A 16692-nucleotide genomic window follows, 5' to 3' on the forward strand; every position below is an offset into this window, starting at 1 on the left:
GTTGCTCGACGTAAACTGACAGTATTTGAATGCTTATTCGTCGTATAATGTCCATGATCATCAAAGAAAGATGGAGTGTTGTTAGAAATGGACAAGCAATTTTTACTACAGCTAGAGCTTTTACGACATGAAATGGTTGAAACTGCGATGCAAGAGCAGAATTTATTACATCATGATGTTATACAGCTTAGCCAATCGCTTGATGAAATGATTAATATTGTTCAATCGCATCAACGAGAATTAGTCAAAGTTATTCATTGAATAGTATCAATTGCGAAATCAATTGTTGAGCATAGCAGATGCAGCCATGTAACAACAAGAAACGCCTGCAAAAGTATTTATACTTTTGCGGGCGTTTCTATTTCCCCCGCCCAAATGAGCCTTCGAATGGAATAATTTTCATAGTTGATGTCAACAATGAGAACGATAGTGTAATTAATAAGGAGGAGCTACTCAATATGAAGTTAAAATCTATGAAGCTATTTACACTTTTTATTGCATGCTTGTTGCTTGTGCCAAGCGGCGCTTTTGCGATGGAGGAAAGTGCGGAGCAGGCAGCTGAGCAGCAATCGGCAACGCCTGATCTGGCCCCTTCAGCGATGTCGGCAATTTTGATGGATGCGGAGAGCGGTACGATCATTTACGATAAAAATAGTAATGAGAAGCTGCCGCCGGCGAGCATTACGAAGGTTATGACGCTTTTGCTCATTATGGAGTCATTGCAGGATGGCAAAATTAAAATGACTGATAAAGTGCGCACAAGTGAGAGAGCTGCCTCCATGGGCGGATCGCAAATATTTTTAGAGCAAGGCGAGGAAATGACGGTTGAGGAGATGCTGAAGGGCATCGCTCTTGCATCCGGAAATGACGCGTCTGTAGCAATGGCGGAGAAGCTGGCTGGCACCGAGCAGCAATTCGTCGACATGATGAATAAAAGAGCTAAAGAATTAGGCATGAATAATACCCATTTTGTTAATGCAAGCGGTTTGCCGGCAAACAATCATTATTCAACTGCGCTGGATATAGCGATCATGTCGCGAGAGCTGCTGAAGCATCCTGAAGTGCTCGCATATACAGGGCTGTATCAGGATTATTTGCGCAAAACCTCGGAAAAGCCTTTTTGGCTTGTCAACACTAATAAGCTTGTAAGGTTTTACAGCGGGGCTGATGGTTTGAAAACGGGCTACACAAGCGAGGCGAAATATTGTCTCACTGCAACTGCCAAACGCGACAACTTGCGCGTGATTGCCGTCGTAATGGGAGAGCCGACGACCAAGCAAAGAAATGCTGAAGTATCGCAAATGCTTGACTATACGTTCTCTCAATATATGAATCACACATTGGTTAATAAGGGCGATACGATCGGCCAGCTTGCCGTGGAGAAGGGCAAGGAGTCGCAGCTGACGCTTATGGCTGACAAGCCGCTCACCATGTTGCTTAAAAAGGGAACGCCTGTTGAAAATATTCGTCAGGAGCTGCATTGGAATGAGCCGTTGAAGGCGCCTATTAAGCAAGGAGAGCAGCTTGGAAAGCTGAAGGTTTATCAAAATGAACAGCTGGTGAAGGAGTTTGACATCACTGCGCCACAGTCTATTTCAAAGGCGAATTGGTGGCATTTGCTGAAGCGTTCTGTATCCGGACTGTTTACGTAGCATAAATGAAGTCGAATTTATTAGCGGATAATGTCAGCTTGTAGATGTTTGCTTCTAGTTTTGTCGCCATGCAGGAATCATAGAGCGCTATGGAGAAATGCTAGTCAATCGCGCAATATAATAACCTGAAGGAGATGAACAGCTTAATGAGCCTACAAGCAGAACTGGAACAGTATCGCAATGTGCTGATCGTGCGATTGAAAGGCGAGATGGATCATCATACCGCCGATGCTGTTCGCTATAAGATGGAGGAAGCATTGCTGCGCGGAAGCGTAGAGCATATCATCTTAAGCCTCAAAGATTTGCAGTTTATGGACAGCTCCGGCATTGGCGTTATTCTTGGCAGATACAAGCAAGTAAGAGGCAAGGGCGGCAAGATGGTTGTCTGTGATGTTAATCCGAATGTTCATCGGCTGTTCGAGCTTTCCGGATTGTTTAAAATTTTGACAGTGCATGACAACGAACGAAATGCAATTTCAAGCCTGGAGGTGGTGTCATGAAAGGCAGAAATGAAATGACTTTCACATTCAGCGCTCTATCGCAAAATGAAGCTCTGGCCCGTATAACCGTTGCTGCCTTTGTATCACAGCTTGATCCGACGATGGATGAGCTGAATGATCTTAAAACGGCAGTTTCTGAGGCGGTAACCAATGCGATTATTCATGGCTATGAAAGCGATCCGACCAAGTTTGTCAGGCTGGAGGCTGTCATTGAAAATGATGTTGTAACGATAGTTGTATCCGATGATGGAATTGGCATTGAGGATTTGGAGCTGGCAAAGCAGCCTCTATATACGTCGAAGCCTGATTTGGAGCGCTCAGGCATGGGCTTTACGATTATGGAAAACTTCATGGACAACTGTGAAATTGTTAGCAAACCAAATGGCGGTACGACGATTTCAATGATGAAAAGAATTGAATCAAAAAAAGCGCTTTACAACTAGTGCATAGGGGTTGAACCTCATGAATGTCGATGTAAAACAATCCGCTCAGCCGTATTTGGATGATTCTGAGGTGAAGCGGCTGATTGCCCTGAGTCAGGCTGGCGATTCAGTAGCCCGGGACACGTTGGTTCAGTGCAATATCCGACTCGTATGGTCTGTTGTTCAGCGATTTATTAACCGCGGCTATGAGCCCGAGGATTTGTTCCAAATAGGCTGTATTGGACTGCTGAAGTCTGTTGACAAGTTTGATTTGTCCTACGACGTCAAATTTTCCACTTATGCAGTGCCTATGATTATTGGGGAAATCCAGCGGTTTTTAAGAGACGACGGCACGCTGAAGGTTAGCCGATCATTGAAGGAGACAGCCAATAAGGTTCGGAAGATGAAGGATGAGCTTTCCAAAACCTTAGGCCGCCTTCCAACGATCAACGAGGTTGCGGAAGCGCTTGAGCTGACGCCGGAGGAAGTCGTATTTGCACAAGAGGCTAACAAGCCTCCTACTTCCATTCACGAAACGGTATTTGAGAATGATGGCGATCCAATTACACTGATGGATCAAATCGCTGATGATTCCCAGGAACGCTGGTTTGACAAATTAGCTCTCAACGAAGCGATTGAAGGACTAGGCGAGCGGGAGAGGCTAATCGTTTATTTAAGATACTTCAGAGACAAAACTCAGTCAGAGGTTGCTAGCAGGCTTGGCATTTCGCAGGTGCAGGTGTCGAGGCTGGAGAAAAAAATATTGCAGTCAATCAAAGACCAAATTGCTCTTTAGAGCGATTTGGTCTTTTTCAATATGTAGGAAAGTATAAGTTTTTACTTTATACATGTTCCTATATTTCATCGGTAAACGCGCCTGTCTAAAGGACGGCGGACCGTTTATCCTTGATAGCTGGATTGAATTGGCTGATTAGAGAAATGCTTCAATTCTCATACTAAAGATTACATAAAAGATTGCAAGGCTTGGAAAGGATATCGTTAAGATGAATTCAAATCCAACACCTACTCTTTATTTGAGATTAAAACGGAAAATGTATATCAAGCCTGAGGAAACCGTTACACTCGGTCAAATCGCGAGGCTCGTTACAGATAACAAGGCGCTTGAGCAAAGGCTGATGGATGCTGAATTATATAAGCACAGGCAGGAGGACGGCAATCGCGTAGTCGTTGATTTGCTGCAAATTGTTCAAGCTATTCGTCAAATCGAGCCGCTGCTGTCTATTGAGTCATACGGAGACCCGCAGGTGCTACTGATGGTAGCCGAGAAGCGTGCCCAGCCGCGAGTGGCCGTGCTGCTAGTCAGCTGGGTGCTGCTGTTCTTTGGCTCAGGGCTGGCGATTATGAATTTTCATACAGATGTTGGGATGAAGGATGCGCAAATACGAATCGTAGAGCTGATTACTGGACAAAAAAGCGAGCGTCCGCTTTGGTTTCAAATTCCGTATTCGATAGGCATAGGAGCGGGAATGGTCTTATTTTTTAATCACTTGTTCCGCAAACGATTTAATGAAGAGCCTAATCCGCTGGAGGTCGAGCTGTTTATGTATCAGGAAAATATGAACGATTATGTTATCGCTGATGAGATGCGCAAAAAGTCGAGCCATGCGGAGCAGGAGGATTGAAATGGCGGGCTGGCTGACAGATGTTGGGCTTAAAGTATTTACCATCATGCTCGGAATATCCGGCGGCATAGCAGTAGGCAGCGGACTGGTCGCTCTTTTAATCGTATTTGATATGATTCCTCGTCTGGCTCAGCTTTCCAACGCTTTTCGCATGTCTATCTGGTTTGAGACAGCCATTATTAGCGGCACCCTGTATTGGACACTGGCGGATTTTCTTAACTTTAAAATGGGGCTGCCATCCCGGATGCTGCAGGCCGGCGCAGGGTTTCTCGATGGCATTTTTGTAGGGATGCTGGCCGCCGCGCTTACTGAGGTCATGAATGTGATTCCGATTTTTGCAAAGCGCCTGCGGTTGTCGCGCTATATTATCGCGCTTGTGATGGCGATGGTGCTGGGCAAAATAACCGGCTCCTTATTTGACTGGCTAGTTTATCAGCAATAAAAACAGAAATTAGGAAGGGGCCCATACCAATGACTAATGAAAAGAATAACAATAAGGAACAAGGCCAAAATGCAGATAATCAAAGCAGCGGCAAACAAATGATTCAGATCCGCAGAAATGGTGATACACTGCCTCCCAAGCCGGTAATTGCAAGCAAGCAAAAACGGGAAAACACCTTACAAAAAGAGAAGCAAAGCAGCAAAAAAACGGATCAAAACGACCAGGTGAAGCCCGATAAAAAAAGTAAAAATGACAGCAGTATAAATAAAGACGACAAAAACGGCAAAAACGATGAAATATCAACCAGTCTTGATCAAATCAAAACAAGATTGAAGGATGAGGTTGGCTACGAAATAAGCTTTGATATCGTCGTGCGGGAAATGACGATCGGAGATAAGCCGATTATTTTGTTTTACATGAACGGCCTTGTCAACAGCGAGCTGTTGACAGATGTGCTGAATCGTCTTACCTATGTGGATAAAGAGGAGCTTGGAGAACGCACCTATTATGACTTTTTGAAGCGCTACATACCTTCTAACCAGGCTTCCAAGGAAGAAAGCTGGAACAGCATGCTTACAGCTGTGCTGTCTGGCGCTGCGGCATTGTTTATTGAAGGCGAGCAGGCGGCAATTATTGTCGATGCAAAAGAATTCCCTTGCCGGAGTCTGGAGGAGCCTTCCCTTGAAAAGGTAGTGCGCGGCAGCCGCGACGGCTTTAATGAATCTTTAATGATCAATATTACACTTGTACGCAGAAGAATTCGCGATCCACAGCTTCGCTATGAGCTTATTCGTGTTGGCGAACGAACGCAGACGGATGTTTGCATAGCTTATCTTGACGATATTGTAGATAAAGAAATGCTTGAAGCTTATAAAAGCAAAGTAAAAGGCGTCTGTCTTGATGGATTGCCGCTAGCCGATAAGCAGCTGGAGGAAGCGACGGTCAATCGCGGTTGGAATCCTTTCCCTCTCGTACGATATTCAGAAAGGCCGGATACAGTATCCGAGCATTTGCTTGAAGGCTCGATGGCGGTTTTTGTTGATACTTCGCCGAGTGTGATGCTTTTGCCCACGACGTATACGGATTTGATCCAGCACGCTGAGGAGGCGAGGCAAACCCCGTTTATTGGAACGTATTTAAGATGGGTACGATTTTTTGGCATTTTGGCGTCGCTGATCATGCTTCCGCTTTGGCTTTTGTTTGTTACTCATCCTGAATTCAAGCCGGCGATGCTGGAGTTTCTTGGTCCTGAGAAGGAAGGGAAAATCCCTCTAATTTTGCAATTTTTAATTGCTGAGCTCGGTATAGACCTGATGCGAATGGCTTCGGTGCACACGCCATCCTCCTTGGCGACTGCCATGTCCTTAGTAGCGGCTATTTTGATTGGAGATATCGCTGTCAAAACAGGCTTGTTCAATAACGAAGTTATTTTGTATATGTCTGTTTCTGCGGTCGGCATGTTTGCGACGCCAAGCTATGAGCTTGGGCTAGCCAATCGTATCGTACGGCTTGTGCTTTTAATTGCCGTAGGGCTGTTCGGTGCGACAGGATTCATTGTAGCAATTACCATGATCCTGCTGTTCCTGGTAGGGGCACGCTCGCTGAATCGCCCTTACATGTGGCCGTTCATACCATTTGACTTTAAAGCCGTATTAGCGATAATTGTACGCAAACCTGTGCTGCTTAGTCGAAAAAGGCCGAAAATTTTACGAACACAGCAGCGCGATAAGATGCCGGAGGCAAATTCATGATGCAAATGCATAGAATATTGCGTTATACTATTAGGTATAAATTCTAACTGTAAGTAGGTAGAAAGTTGAGGGGAAACAATGGACTTGCACGGAACTAGTATAATTAATGACAAAGGACATCTTCAAATTGGCGGCTGTGACGCAGTTGACCTCGTTAGCCGATTTGGCACGCCATTATATGTAGTAGATGAGGCGCTAGTCAGGTTACGGGCCCGTCAATTTAATGAAGCATTTCAAGCTTCCGGATTGAAATATCAGGTTGCATATGCGAGCAAAGCGTTTAGCGTTATGGCAATGTGCGTTATCGCAGAACAGGAAGGGCTGTCGCTGGACGTCGTTTCTGACGGCGAGCTTTATACGGCGCTGCAGGCGGGCTTCCCGGCGCAACGCATACATTTTCATGGCAACAACAAAACAATAGCAGAGCTGGATATGGCTTTACATGCAGATATCGGCTGCTTTGTAGTTGATAACTATTACGAGCTGGAGCTGCTTAATGAGCGTGCTGCGCTGCAGGGCAAAACGGCAAATATTTTGCTTCGCATTACACCGGGCGTAGAAGCCCATACGCATGATTATATTTCAACGGGCCAGGCGGATTCCAAATTTGGCTTTGATCTGGGCAACGGGTCAGCGGAAGATGCGATCATACGAGCATCCGGCTATTCTCATTTGTCTCTTCTGGGTGTTCATTCCCATATCGGCTCGCAAATTTTCGAGGTCGAAGGCTTCAAGCTTGCAGTCGAAAAGCTGTCCCAGTTCGCTATTCGCATGAGAGATCAGCATGATATTGCTTTTACGGTTCTTAATGTGGGCGGCGGCTTCGGCATCCGTTATACTGCTGAGGATTCACCGCTCCCTGTCAAGGAATATATTGCTGCAATCGCAGATGCCGTGATTACGAATTTCAATTCGGCAAAATATGACATCCCGGAAATTTGGATCGAACCAGGCCGCAGTATGGTGGGCGATGCCGGAACAACCTTATATACGGTAGGTTCCACAAAAGATATTCCTGGCGTTCGCAAATATGTCGCTGTTGATGGCGGAATGACAGATAATCCCCGTCCTGCATTGTATCAGTCCAAATACCATGCGATTTTGGCTAATCGGGCAACTGAAAGCAATGAAGAGACCGTTTCGATCGCGGGCAAATGCTGTGAGAGCGGCGATATGCTAATATGGGATTTAGAGCTGCCGAAGGTTAATGCGGGCGATGTGCTTGCTGTATTCAGCACAGGAGCCTATAATTATGCCATGGCGAGCAACTATAATCGGATTCGCCGTCCTGCAGTTGTATTTGTTAAGGATGGGGAAGCCGATGTCGTAGTAGAGCGAGAATCGCTGCAGCAAATTACGTGCAACGATGTTGTCCCCGCAAGATTGCAAAAAACTTCACTTGCGAAATAAGGGGAGAATTGGTAACGTAGTCTTATTAGCACATAGAGAGGAAGATTAAATCATGGCAAAACAAGCAAAAATTACTTTGGCAACAGGAGAGGAAGTTATCCTTGACCTGTTTGATCAAGATGCACCAAATACAGTAGCAAATTTCGAAAAGCTTGCTAATGACGGCTTTTACAACGGTCTTACTTTCCACCGTGTTATTCCTGGCTTTGTAGCACAGGGAGGATGTCCTAACGGTACTGGAACAGGCGGTCCCGGCTACCAAATCAACTGCGAAATCAACCCGAACAAGCATGAGCGCGGTACGCTTGCAATGGCGCATGCTGGACGCAATACAGGCGGAAGCCAGTTCTACATTTGCTATCAGCCGCAGCCGCATCTTGACGGCGGACATACTGTTTTCGGCAAAGTAGCTAAAGGCATGGAGTTTGTTGACGCGTTAAAAGGCGGAGATAAAATGACTAAGGTAGAAGTGTACGAAGTCTAAAATTGGAAGCCCCGCCTTTGCTGGCGGGGCTTTGTTTAAAATATAAGAGACTGTCGATTCATTGTGGGCAACTATTGATAAGCAATGAGAAAGGGGAAACGGAGAGCAAGATTGGAAATGGAGAAGCGGCAGCGTCCGCCTTTGTAGGCCAATTCTATCCTTTACACCGGGTTATTTATTCATAAAAATTAGACTACAACAGCGGTCGGAATCCCAATCTTGATTGCAGTGATACCCCTTTCTATTGCTTGTTGCAACTATCCACAATGAATCAATCAATAAGTTCCTTTAAAAAAGCAACAAAGAAATTATATCCAACCAATACGGTTGAATTTTACGACGTTTAGTGGTAAGATGCAAATAACAATTTTATTAGATCAGCTTTCCTTCGGGGTGGGGTGCAATTCCCAACCGGCGGTGATCGGCAAGTATTCATGGAGCCAATGGGCTGCAAGCTTGCCGTCAGTCCGTGACCCGTATTAATGATTATTTCTTGCGAGAGAAGTAATGCAGTACATTTTTACGGTGGACCTGGTGCAAATCCGGGACCGACAGTATAGTCTGGATGGGAGAAGGAGAAGCGTCGACAGCTATGATTAGAATTTCACTCTACTACATGTGCATTTTTTCACATGCAGCTTGAGCAGAGCTTTTCTTTCATAGAGATCAATTGGGCACCGCTGCTGCGGTTTCTTTGTGAACGGCTCAAAGCCGATATCACTATATAAGAGCTGCAGTAGACAATCGTATGCCTTAATACATGGACGGCAGGGCCGCTCTTTGTTATTTGATCTGCATATGTTGACTTTCTCATAACCAATCACCCCTTTCGGTAAGCTGCCGATGGGGGTTTTTTTATTGATGGATGTTCTAAGCGATGAACATTATATGCGAATTGCGCTTGAGCTTGCAGCAGCAGCTTCAGGACAAACCGGAACGAATCCAGTCGTCGGGTGTGTAGTCGTCAATGAAGGCAGAGTTGTAGGCATGGGCGCGCATTTGAAGCAAGGGGAGGCCCATGCGGAAGTACATGCGCTCCAAATGGCCGGCGAGCTTGCCCGCAATGCCACCGTATACGTTACTTTGGAACCATGCAGCCATTACGGAAGAACGCCGCCGTGCAGCGATAGAATTATTGACGCAGGCGCAGCCAAGGTTGTGATTGCCTCGCTTGATCCTAATCCGCTCGTTGCAGGAAGCGGGGCTGCCAAGCTTAGAGCGCGTGGCATCGAAGTTGTTGAGGGGGTTATGCAGCGTGAAGCTCAGCTGCTTAATGAAAAGTTCAATCATTATATTACAACGGGCTTGCCATTCGTTACGATAAAGACAGCCAGCACGCTAGACGGCAAAATTGCCAGCCAATCGGGCGACAGCCGCTGGATTACGGGAGAAAAGGCAAGGGCGGAGGTGCATACGCTCAGACATCAGCATGAAGCGATTATGGTGGGGGTTGATACCGTAATTGCGGATGATCCTTCACTTACGACCCGAGCTGTTGTTCCTGCGCTGCTCCCAGTTAGAATTGTGGTCGACTCCAGCTTAAGAATACCGCTTGAGGCGAAGCTGCTGTCTGATCAGCTGGCACCGGTTATTGTGCTTACAACTTCTCGGGCAAATCAGGAAAAACTAGCTGGACTGACAGAAAAAGGCGTGCAAGTGATTAGCTGCGGCGAAGGTCCCAAGGTTGATTTGGCCGTGGCAATGAAAAAGCTTGGAGAGCTTAAAATCAGCTCTATTTTGCTTGAAGGCGGCGGCAAGCTGAATGGGGCCATGCTTCGCGCAGCGCTTGTCAATAAAATTATAATGTATTACGGTACGAAAATTATAGGCGGCTTTCATTCGCCCAGCTGCTTTGCTTTTGAAGGGATAGAGCGCATGAACGATGCGATTGAACTGGACAATGTTGCTGTGTCTATGGCTGGAAATGATATTTGTGTTGTCGGCTATCCCGTGTATTAAGCTGAGAGGAGGTAATTTGCGATGTTTACGGGTCTTGTAGAGGAAGTAGGGAAGCTTAAGTATATAAAGTCGCAAGGCGAGGCGCTTCTGTTGACGATCTCAGCAAGCAAAATATTGCAAGATGTGCAAGTGGGCGACAGTATTGCAGTCAACGGCGTCTGTCTTACCGTAACATCCTATGATTCAGTTTCCTTTATAGCCGATGTTATGCCGGAAACCTTTCGTCGAACGACATTGCAGCATTTAAAGCCGGGTGATTCGATTAACGTGGAGCGCGCAATGAGCGCTTCAAGCAGATTTGGCGGACATATCGTTCAAGGCCATGTAGATGGCGTCGGTAAGGTCGTATCCAGAGTAATAGATGCCAATGCGGTTGTTTTTACGATTCGTCCGAGTGATCCAGACGTATTTCGATATATTATCCCGAAAGGCTCTATTACAATTGATGGTATTAGCTTGACGGTCGTAGAAGCGGATGGCGATATTTTTTCAGTATCGATTATTCCGCACACTTTGGCTGAAACTGCGCTTAATGACCGCAAGGCTGGCGCCGAGGTCAATCTGGAGTGCGATGTAATTGGCAAGTATGTAGATCATCTTCTGCATTATAATAAGCCGGCTAAAAAAGAGAAAGGCTCAAGTATTACTGAAAGTTATTTAGCTGAGCATGGCTTTATTTGATCCTATAGGAGGGGAAAGAAATGAGACAAGAAGATGAAAATATGTTTGATACGATTGAAGCGGCAATCGAGGATTTGAAGCAGGGCCGTCCTGTTATTGTCGTAGATGACGAGGATCGGGAAAATGAAGGAGATCTGGTAGCGCTGGCTGAGAAGTCTACTCCTGAAATTATTAATTTCATGATAACTGAGGCAAGAGGCTTGGTATGTGTGCCTATTACGCCAGAGCGTGCCGAGCAGCTCGACCTTACGCCGATGGTAGCGCATAATACAGATTACCACGGTACTGCATTTACCGTATCGGTTGACCATATTAGCACATCGACTGGCATATCTGCCTATGAGCGTTCGCAATCCATCAAGGCGTTAATTGATAATACGACCAAGGCGGGGGATTTCCGCAGGCCGGGACATATATTTCCGCTAATCGCGAAAGCCGGCGGTGTATTGCGCCGTGCCGGACATACCGAAGCGGCTGTTGATTTAGCTACTTTATGCGGTTCAGCGCCAAGCGCTACGATATGCGAGATCATTAACGATGACGGCAATATGGCCCGCTTGCCTGATTTGATTGAATTTAAAAAGAAGCATGGCTTGAAGCTGATTACGATTGAAGAACTGATCCGTTATCGCAATGAGAAGGAAAAGCTGGTTGACCGCGTCGTAGATATTAAGTTGCCTACAGATTTTGGCGATTTCCGAATGGTTGCCTATACGAACCAGGCCGACGACAAAGAGCATGTAGCCTTAGTTAAAGGCGAAATTGATCCTGATAGACCTACGCTTGTCAGAGTTCATTCCGAGTGTCTTACCGGCGATATCTTTCATTCGCATCGCTGCGATTGCGGTCCGCAGCTTGCTGCTGCCTTGCAGCAAATTGAAGAAGAGGGCACTGGCGTGCTTCTTTATATGCGGCAGGAGGGCAGAGGCATCGGCTTAATTAACAAGCTTAAAGCCTATGCTTTGCAGGAGCAGGGACTCGATACAGTTGAAGCAAATTTGAAGCTGGGCTTTGCGGCAGATTTACGCGAGTATGGCATCGGAGCGCAAATTTTAAAGGATCTTGGCGTGTCGAAGATGAAGCTGCTGACAAACAATCCGCGCAAAATTAGAGGGCTTGAAGGCTATGGCCTTGAAGTGGTTGAGCGCGTGCCGATCAAAATGGAGCCTAATGAAAGCAACCGCGGCTATTTGCAAACTAAAAAAGCAAAGCTTGGCCATATGCTTTAATAGCTCAGTTCCCAGGAGAGCTTCGCTGTTTAATCCTTGAAAATTTAGCTGTTTAACAAACAATTATGCAAATATACAAGGATAAACGGCTCCGCCGTCCTTTTGAAAGGCGGCGCGTTTACCGATGAAATATAGAATCAGGATAAGTTAAAAACTTATACTTTCTATTATTTCAAAAAAAAACATTGAGAGGAAGTTAAGAAGATGGTACGTTATTATGAGGGAAAATTAGTTTCTGACGGTTTGAAATTCGGTGTTGTTGTAGGTCGTTTCAATGAATTTATTTCAAGCAAGCTGCTTGGCGGCGCGCTTGATGCTTTTAAACGCCATGGCGCAGAGGAAAGTGAAGTTGAAGTAGCTTGGGTTCCTGGCGCTTTTGAAATTCCGCTAATGGCACAAAAGATGGCTGAAAGCGGCAAGTATGACGCTGTTATTACATTAGGCGCTGTTATTCGCGGCTCTACACCGCATTTTGATTATGTTTGCAACGAAGCTGCAAAAGGAGTTGCAGCAATTGCTCTTAAAACCGGAGTACCCACTATATTTGGTGTGTTAACTGTAGATTCAATTGAACAAGCAATTGAGCGTGCAGGCACAAAAGCAGGAAATAAAGGCTATGAAGCAGCGGTTACCGCTATTGAAATGGCTAACTTAACGAAGCAGTTTCAGCAATCCTAATACCTGAGCTGCTTCTAGCAGGAGGTTGCACTCGTGTCAGTGCTATACAAGCTGGAAACGTTCGAGGGTCCTCTAGATTTGTTGCTCCATTTGATCGACAAGGCAGAGATTGACATCCACGAGGTTTCAATTAGTGAGATAACGATACAATATATGGATTATTTGCACGCGATGCAGGAGCTAGAGCTTGAGGTAACTAGTGAGTTTCTTGTAATGGCGGCGACGCTGCTTGCGATGAAGAGCAAGCAGCTGCTGCCTAAGCCGCCTGTATTCGAGGAGGAGGATTACTCGGATTGGGAGGATTATGAGCTTGATCCTAGAGACGAGCTTATTCAAAAGCTGATTGAGTACCGCAAATACAAGCAAATAGCAGAGCAATTGCGCGATAAGGAGCTTGAACGCAGTCTTGTGTATTCCAGAGAGCCTGAGGATATGACTCCTTATTTGAAGAATAAGGAAGTTAATCCCGTGGAAGGCCTCCACGTATCTGATTTGATCAGGGCTTTCCAGAAGGCGCTGCGCAGAGCGGCCAGACGCAATATTATTGCGACCGTGCATCGGGATGAAATATCTGTAAAGGATCGGATTAACGATATCGTTCAAGTGCTGCGAAAATTCGAAACGGTGCGTTTTTCCAAGCTCATTAGAACGAATATGAATCGCCATGAGATCGTTGTTACTTTTTTAGCAATTTTAGAGCTTATGAAGATGAAGCATATTCGTTGTTTTCAGCATGAGCTGTTCGAGGATATCGTGATTCACTGGAGAGGAGAAGCTTTGCTGGATGGAATATCAGAAGTTGAAGTCGATTATTGAGGGTCTTCTGTTTATGGCTGGCGATGAAGGGCTGACTAAGCGCCAATTAGCAGATATTATGGAAATTGATGCTGATTTCGCGGTCGATTTAGTATATGATTTACAGCGTGATTTGGAGCGTGAAGAACGGGGCATACAAATAAGCGAGGTTGCTTCATCTTTCCGGCTAACTACGCATAAGGATCACGCTGCTTATTTCGAGCGGATGGCCTATACGCCGACGCGTGCCCAGCTGTCACAAGCTGCGCTTGAGACGCTTTCCATTGTTGCCTATCGGCAACCCATTACAAGAATTGATATTGAAGAAATTCGCGGTGTCAAGAGTGAACGTGCCATACATACTTTAGTATCGAAGGATTTAATTGAAGAGGTAGGACGTGCGGAAGCGATTGGCAGACCGATTTTATATGGCACAACAAAATCATTTCTTGATTACTTCGGTTTGCCGTCCTTGAAGGAATTGCCTGAGCCGAAGGGTGATTTGGAGGAAGGCTTGGAAGAAGAAACTCAGCTATTATTCGAACGTCTTGAAGGCACGCAAATGACAATTGACGAAATGAAAGAATGAGATAAGACTGTTAGGTCATACTATATCCAATGTAATTTGGGATGAAAGGAAGCATGCTTATGCTGATGAACCCATATGCTTGGATTGTGGCCGGCAGTCTCTTTTTTTTGATTATAGCGATTGTTGTCTGGTTTTCCCCCATTATTATTGAAGGAAGCTATCGCAGACATGAGAACAAAGACGAAGCCTTCATAAAAATAAGCGGATTATACGGTTTAGCTCATTATAAGCTGTCTATTCCTGAAATGCGCGTTAAAGGGCTAAAATTATTTGTGAAAAAAATGTCAACGGTTCAGCAGCCGATATCTACCAACAAAAACCGGTCCGATGAGGCGATTTCCCCAAATGATATTGCCAATTACTTGGATACGGCTAAACGAATTATGCACGCTACAAAGGACTTGACCCAATGGATGAAGCGGGCGATTCGGCGTCTGGAGCTGAAGGATTGGCGATGGCATACCTCTGTTGGAACAGGAGATGCAATGTGGACTGCGATGATTACTGGAGGTTTTTGGACGGTTAAAACGACGCTGGTAGGCTTTTTGTCGCAGCATATGCGATTCAAAGCATTGCCTACAATGAAAGTGGAGCCTGTATATTCACATCCTTCTTTTTCAACTCAATGGTCATGCATAGCTGAAATTCGCTTCGGCAATGCTATTGTTGCAGGACTTGCACTTATTGTCCGTATGCTGAAGGAGAAAGGAGGAGTTAAAGCATGGCAGAGCATCCTATTCAAGGCTTGATGCAAACAGCAATGGAAAATATTAAACAAATGGTCGATGTGAATACAATTGTCGGCGACCCTGTACAAACTCCGGACGGTTCGATTATTATGCCGATAAGCAAGGTGGGGTTTGGTTTTGTAGCAGGCGGAAGCGATATGAGCTATGAGTATCATGAGCATTCCGATGCAAATAACGCTTCTGTTGCACTTCCGTTTGGAGGCGGGAGCGGCGGTGGTGTATCGATTACGCCTATCGCATTCTTAGTTGTAGGCGAGCAAGGCGTAAAGGTTGTACCGCTTGATAATCAGACTCATCTGATTGAGCGTGTCATTGACTATGCACCGCAAATGCTGGACAAATTCCAATCTTGGATAAAATCATCCAGCAGTACGGAAGTTGTCAAGACGACCGTCATTGATTAGAAAATAATAAGCTGAAAAATAAAAGAGCTGTCAGCACTGAACCTGGGTGCTGACGGCTCTTTTTCCCTCCCATCGCCATTGGACGAGTATACTCGCTAATGTACAAGCATATACTTCTATATATGCTGGTGGAATAAACAAGCTTTAGCTACAAGAATTTGAAAGGAGCGGCTTACATTTTGAGTTATTTTGCATCCAGACAGCGGCTTATTCATTTATTGTTATGCATCATGATTGGTTTAGGCAGCTCTTTGACGGTTAGTGATGCGGTGCTAGCGGACCGATCAGCCAAATCAAGCGCTGATGATCTCAATGAAGTAGATACAAGCGCAAAAGCCTCCGCATTGATTGACGTTACTTCAGGCAGGCTGCTGCATAGTGAAAATGGCGACAAGCCGATGAGAATTGCCAGTCTTACTAAAATTATGACAGCTATTGTTGCAATTGAGCACGGTAATTTGCAGGATATGGTCAAGGTTAACAAGTCGGCTGTCGGCAAGGAAGGCTCATCAATTTATATTCAGCTGAACGAGGAAATGAGCTTATCCAATTTGTTGTATGGGCTTATGCTCCGTTCCGGCAATGATGCGGCGGTCGCAATAGCTGAGCATGTTGGCGGTTCAGAGGAGGGCTTTGTTCATCTGATGAATGAAAAAGCCAGCTATATCGGTCTTGCTAACACTTCATTTAAAAATCCTCATGGTCTGGACCAGGACGGGCACTATTCCACGGCCAACGATTTGGCAGTGCTAACGGCTTATGCGCTTAAAAATAAGGCGTTTGCTGAAATTGTGAAGTCCAAGGAGAAAACAGCGCCAAACCCGCATGAGGATTGGGACTATCGCTGGAAAAATAAAAATAAAATGCTTACTTTGTATGAAGGAGCGGACGGGGTGAAAACAGGCTATACGAAAAAAGCATTGCGTTGTCTCGTAAGCTCTGCGACCCGTAATAAGCATCAGCTTGTAGCTGTAACGATAGCTGCCGGTGATGACTGGAATGACCACCGATTAATGCTTGACTGGGGATTCGAGCATTTCAAGCTGGAGAAGCTGGCGCAAAAAAACAAGCAGCTGCGCGGTTATCCTTATCAGGCGGGACAAACTTTTTATTATCCGCTTAAGCAAGTTGAAGCTGAACAAATTGAAGTAAAGGTAATTCCTTTTAAGGACGTGAAGCCATTTCGCTTTGGAATGCGCGGCAAGATGGAGTGGTACCTGAACAACGAGGCAATCGGCTCTATACCAATTTATGATGCGAAGGGCATAGCCGGCTATTAGCCTTAACTATTACTTAATATTACG

General features: G+C 45.5%; 20 protein-coding genes and 1 riboswitch. Of the genes, 19 read left to right on the top strand and 1 reads right to left on the bottom strand.

The annotated features are described in order from the left end of the window. Nucleotides 1-87 precede the first annotated feature (87 nt). The 10 genes from V1L65_RS08105 to V1L65_RS08150 all read left to right on the top strand — a co-directional run bounded on the left by V1L65_RS08105 (nucleotide 88) and on the right by V1L65_RS08150 (nucleotide 8304). Complete coding sequence (locus V1L65_RS08105) at nucleotides 88-261, top strand: aspartyl-phosphate phosphatase Spo0E family protein (protein ID WP_331698612.1); 174 nt, start codon at nucleotides 88-90, stop codon at nucleotides 259-261. A 197-nt stretch (nucleotides 262-458) separates the two neighbouring features. After that, complete coding sequence (locus tag V1L65_RS08110; protein WP_331698613.1) at nucleotides 459-1652, top strand: D-alanyl-D-alanine carboxypeptidase family protein; 1194 nt, start codon at nucleotides 459-461, stop codon at nucleotides 1650-1652. Nucleotides 1653-1798: 146 nt separating this feature from the next. After that, complete coding sequence (spoIIAA, locus tag V1L65_RS08115) at nucleotides 1799-2152, top strand: anti-sigma F factor antagonist (RefSeq protein WP_331698614.1); 354 nt, start codon at nucleotides 1799-1801, stop codon at nucleotides 2150-2152. After that, nucleotides 2149-2595, top strand: a complete 447-nt coding sequence (gene spoIIAB, locus V1L65_RS08120; RefSeq protein ID WP_331698615.1) for an anti-sigma F factor — start codon at nucleotides 2149-2151, stop codon at nucleotides 2593-2595. Before spoIIAA ends, spoIIAB begins: the two co-directional genes overlap by 4 nt. Nucleotides 2596-2614: 19 nt before the next feature. After that, complete coding sequence (sigF, locus tag V1L65_RS08125; protein WP_331698616.1) at nucleotides 2615-3370, top strand: RNA polymerase sporulation sigma factor SigF; 756 nt, start codon at nucleotides 2615-2617, stop codon at nucleotides 3368-3370. A 208-nt stretch (nucleotides 3371-3578) separates the two neighbouring features. Continuing rightward, on the top strand, nucleotides 3579-4217 hold the full coding sequence (locus tag V1L65_RS08130; protein WP_331698617.1) for a stage V sporulation protein AA: 639 nt from the start codon (nucleotides 3579-3581) through the stop codon (nucleotides 4215-4217). Between the two features lies 1 nt (nucleotide 4218). Then, complete coding sequence (locus tag V1L65_RS08135; protein ID WP_331698618.1) at nucleotides 4219-4659, top strand: stage V sporulation protein AB; 441 nt, start codon at nucleotides 4219-4221, stop codon at nucleotides 4657-4659. A 29-nt stretch (nucleotides 4660-4688) separates the two neighbouring features. Further along, complete coding sequence (locus V1L65_RS08140; RefSeq protein WP_331698619.1) at nucleotides 4689-6410, top strand: spore germination protein; 1722 nt, start codon at nucleotides 4689-4691, stop codon at nucleotides 6408-6410. Between the two features lie 78 nt (nucleotides 6411-6488). Continuing rightward, nucleotides 6489-7820: a diaminopimelate decarboxylase gene (lysA, locus tag V1L65_RS08145; protein ID WP_331698620.1), complete on the top strand. Its 1332-nt coding sequence runs from the start codon at nucleotides 6489-6491 to the stop codon at nucleotides 7818-7820. A 52-nt stretch (nucleotides 7821-7872) separates the two neighbouring features. Further along, the gene (locus V1L65_RS08150; protein WP_331698621.1) at nucleotides 7873-8304 is read left to right on the top strand and encodes a peptidylprolyl isomerase; all 432 of its coding nucleotides are present in this window, start codon (nucleotides 7873-7875) and stop codon (nucleotides 8302-8304) included. 380 nt (nucleotides 8305-8684) lie between these two features. Beyond that, nucleotides 8685-8885: riboswitch (FMN riboswitch) on the top strand. A 47-nt stretch (nucleotides 8886-8932) separates the two neighbouring features. Here the strand turns inward: V1L65_RS08150 and V1L65_RS08155 are convergent. Next, nucleotides 8933-9118 carry a hypothetical protein gene (locus tag V1L65_RS08155; protein ID WP_331698622.1) on the bottom strand — a complete coding sequence of 62 codons (186 nt, stop codon included), beginning with the start codon at nucleotides 9116-9118 and terminating at the stop codon, nucleotides 8933-8935. A 47-nt stretch (nucleotides 9119-9165) separates the two neighbouring features. On the opposite strand from V1L65_RS08155, the gene ribD reads away from it, so the two are divergent. The 9 genes from ribD to V1L65_RS08200 all read left to right on the top strand — a co-directional run bounded on the left by ribD (nucleotide 9166) and on the right by V1L65_RS08200 (nucleotide 16668). Then, on the top strand, nucleotides 9166-10263 hold the full coding sequence (gene ribD / locus V1L65_RS08160; RefSeq protein ID WP_331698623.1) for a bifunctional diaminohydroxyphosphoribosylaminopyrimidine deaminase/5-amino-6-(5-phosphoribosylamino)uracil reductase RibD: 1098 nt from the start codon (nucleotides 9166-9168) through the stop codon (nucleotides 10261-10263). 21 nt (nucleotides 10264-10284) lie between these two features. Then, nucleotides 10285-10944 (top strand): riboflavin synthase, encoded by a 660-nt coding sequence (gene ribE / locus V1L65_RS08165; RefSeq protein WP_331698624.1) that lies wholly within the window; start codon nucleotides 10285-10287, stop codon nucleotides 10942-10944. Between the two features lie 20 nt (nucleotides 10945-10964). Then, nucleotides 10965-12173 (top strand): bifunctional 3,4-dihydroxy-2-butanone-4-phosphate synthase/GTP cyclohydrolase II, encoded by a 1209-nt coding sequence (locus V1L65_RS08170; RefSeq protein ID WP_331698625.1) that lies wholly within the window; start codon nucleotides 10965-10967, stop codon nucleotides 12171-12173. Nucleotides 12174-12377: 204 nt separating this feature from the next. Next, entirely contained in the window at nucleotides 12378-12851 is a 474-nt protein-coding gene (gene ribH, locus V1L65_RS08175) for a 6,7-dimethyl-8-ribityllumazine synthase (RefSeq protein WP_331698626.1), read from the top strand. A 33-nt stretch (nucleotides 12852-12884) separates the two neighbouring features. Continuing rightward, the gene (locus V1L65_RS08180) at nucleotides 12885-13667 is read left to right on the top strand and encodes a segregation and condensation protein A (RefSeq protein WP_331698627.1); all 783 of its coding nucleotides are present in this window, start codon (nucleotides 12885-12887) and stop codon (nucleotides 13665-13667) included. Next, nucleotides 13636-14235: an SMC-Scp complex subunit ScpB gene (gene scpB, locus V1L65_RS08185; RefSeq protein WP_331698628.1), complete on the top strand. Its 600-nt coding sequence runs from the start codon at nucleotides 13636-13638 to the stop codon at nucleotides 14233-14235. The genes V1L65_RS08180 and scpB overlap by 32 nt, the downstream gene beginning before the upstream one ends. A 59-nt stretch (nucleotides 14236-14294) precedes the next feature. Beyond that, nucleotides 14295-14984 carry a DUF2953 domain-containing protein gene (locus tag V1L65_RS08190; RefSeq protein WP_331698629.1) on the top strand — a complete coding sequence of 230 codons (690 nt, stop codon included), beginning with the start codon at nucleotides 14295-14297 and terminating at the stop codon, nucleotides 14982-14984. Then, nucleotides 14957-15388: a GerW family sporulation protein gene (gene ytfJ / locus V1L65_RS08195; protein ID WP_331698630.1), complete on the top strand. Its 432-nt coding sequence runs from the start codon at nucleotides 14957-14959 to the stop codon at nucleotides 15386-15388. The genes V1L65_RS08190 and ytfJ overlap by 28 nt, the downstream gene beginning before the upstream one ends. A 179-nt stretch (nucleotides 15389-15567) precedes the next feature. Then, nucleotides 15568-16668, top strand: a complete 1101-nt coding sequence (locus V1L65_RS08200; protein ID WP_331698631.1) for a D-alanyl-D-alanine carboxypeptidase family protein — start codon at nucleotides 15568-15570, stop codon at nucleotides 16666-16668. Nucleotides 16669-16692: the final 24 nt, after the last annotated feature.

It is taken from the genome of Paenibacillus sp. IITD108 (assembly GCF_036541265.1).
Lineage (GTDB): Bacteria > Bacillota > Bacilli > Paenibacillales > Paenibacillaceae > Pristimantibacillus.

Bases quoted from the DNA above. Each gene is read 5' to 3' on its own strand.
- V1L65_RS08105 (WP_331698612.1), top strand. From the start codon at position 88: ATGGACAAGCAATTTTTACTACAGCTAGAGCTTTTACGACATGAAATG.
- V1L65_RS08110 (WP_331698613.1), top strand. From the start codon at position 459: ATGAAGTTAAAATCTATGAAGCTATTTACACTTTTTATTGCATGCTTG.
- spoIIAA (WP_331698614.1), top strand. From the start codon at position 1,799: ATGAGCCTACAAGCAGAACTGGAACAGTATCGCAATGTGCTGATCGTG.
- spoIIAB (WP_331698615.1), top strand. From the start codon at position 2,149: ATGAAAGGCAGAAATGAAATGACTTTCACATTCAGCGCTCTATCGCAA.
- sigF (WP_331698616.1), top strand. From the start codon at position 2,615: ATGAATGTCGATGTAAAACAATCCGCTCAGCCGTATTTGGATGATTCT.
- V1L65_RS08130 (WP_331698617.1), top strand. From the start codon at position 3,579: ATGAATTCAAATCCAACACCTACTCTTTATTTGAGATTAAAACGGAAA.
- V1L65_RS08135 (WP_331698618.1), top strand. From the start codon at position 4,219: ATGGCGGGCTGGCTGACAGATGTTGGGCTTAAAGTATTTACCATCATG.
- V1L65_RS08140 (WP_331698619.1), top strand. From the start codon at position 4,689: ATGACTAATGAAAAGAATAACAATAAGGAACAAGGCCAAAATGCAGAT.
- lysA (WP_331698620.1), top strand. From the start codon at position 6,489: ATGGACTTGCACGGAACTAGTATAATTAATGACAAAGGACATCTTCAA.
- V1L65_RS08150 (WP_331698621.1), top strand. From the start codon at position 7,873: ATGGCAAAACAAGCAAAAATTACTTTGGCAACAGGAGAGGAAGTTATC.
- V1L65_RS08155 (WP_331698622.1), bottom strand. From the start codon at position 9,118: ATGAGAAAGTCAACATATGCAGATCAAATAACAAAGAGCGGCCCTGCC.
- ribD (WP_331698623.1), top strand. From the start codon at position 9,166: ATGGATGTTCTAAGCGATGAACATTATATGCGAATTGCGCTTGAGCTT.
- ribE (WP_331698624.1), top strand. From the start codon at position 10,285: ATGTTTACGGGTCTTGTAGAGGAAGTAGGGAAGCTTAAGTATATAAAG.
- V1L65_RS08170 (WP_331698625.1), top strand. From the start codon at position 10,965: ATGAGACAAGAAGATGAAAATATGTTTGATACGATTGAAGCGGCAATC.
- ribH (WP_331698626.1), top strand. From the start codon at position 12,378: ATGGTACGTTATTATGAGGGAAAATTAGTTTCTGACGGTTTGAAATTC.
- scpB (WP_331698628.1), top strand. From the start codon at position 13,636: ATGGAATATCAGAAGTTGAAGTCGATTATTGAGGGTCTTCTGTTTATG.
- V1L65_RS08190 (WP_331698629.1), top strand. From the start codon at position 14,295: ATGCTGATGAACCCATATGCTTGGATTGTGGCCGGCAGTCTCTTTTTT.
- ytfJ (WP_331698630.1), top strand. From the start codon at position 14,957: ATGGCAGAGCATCCTATTCAAGGCTTGATGCAAACAGCAATGGAAAAT.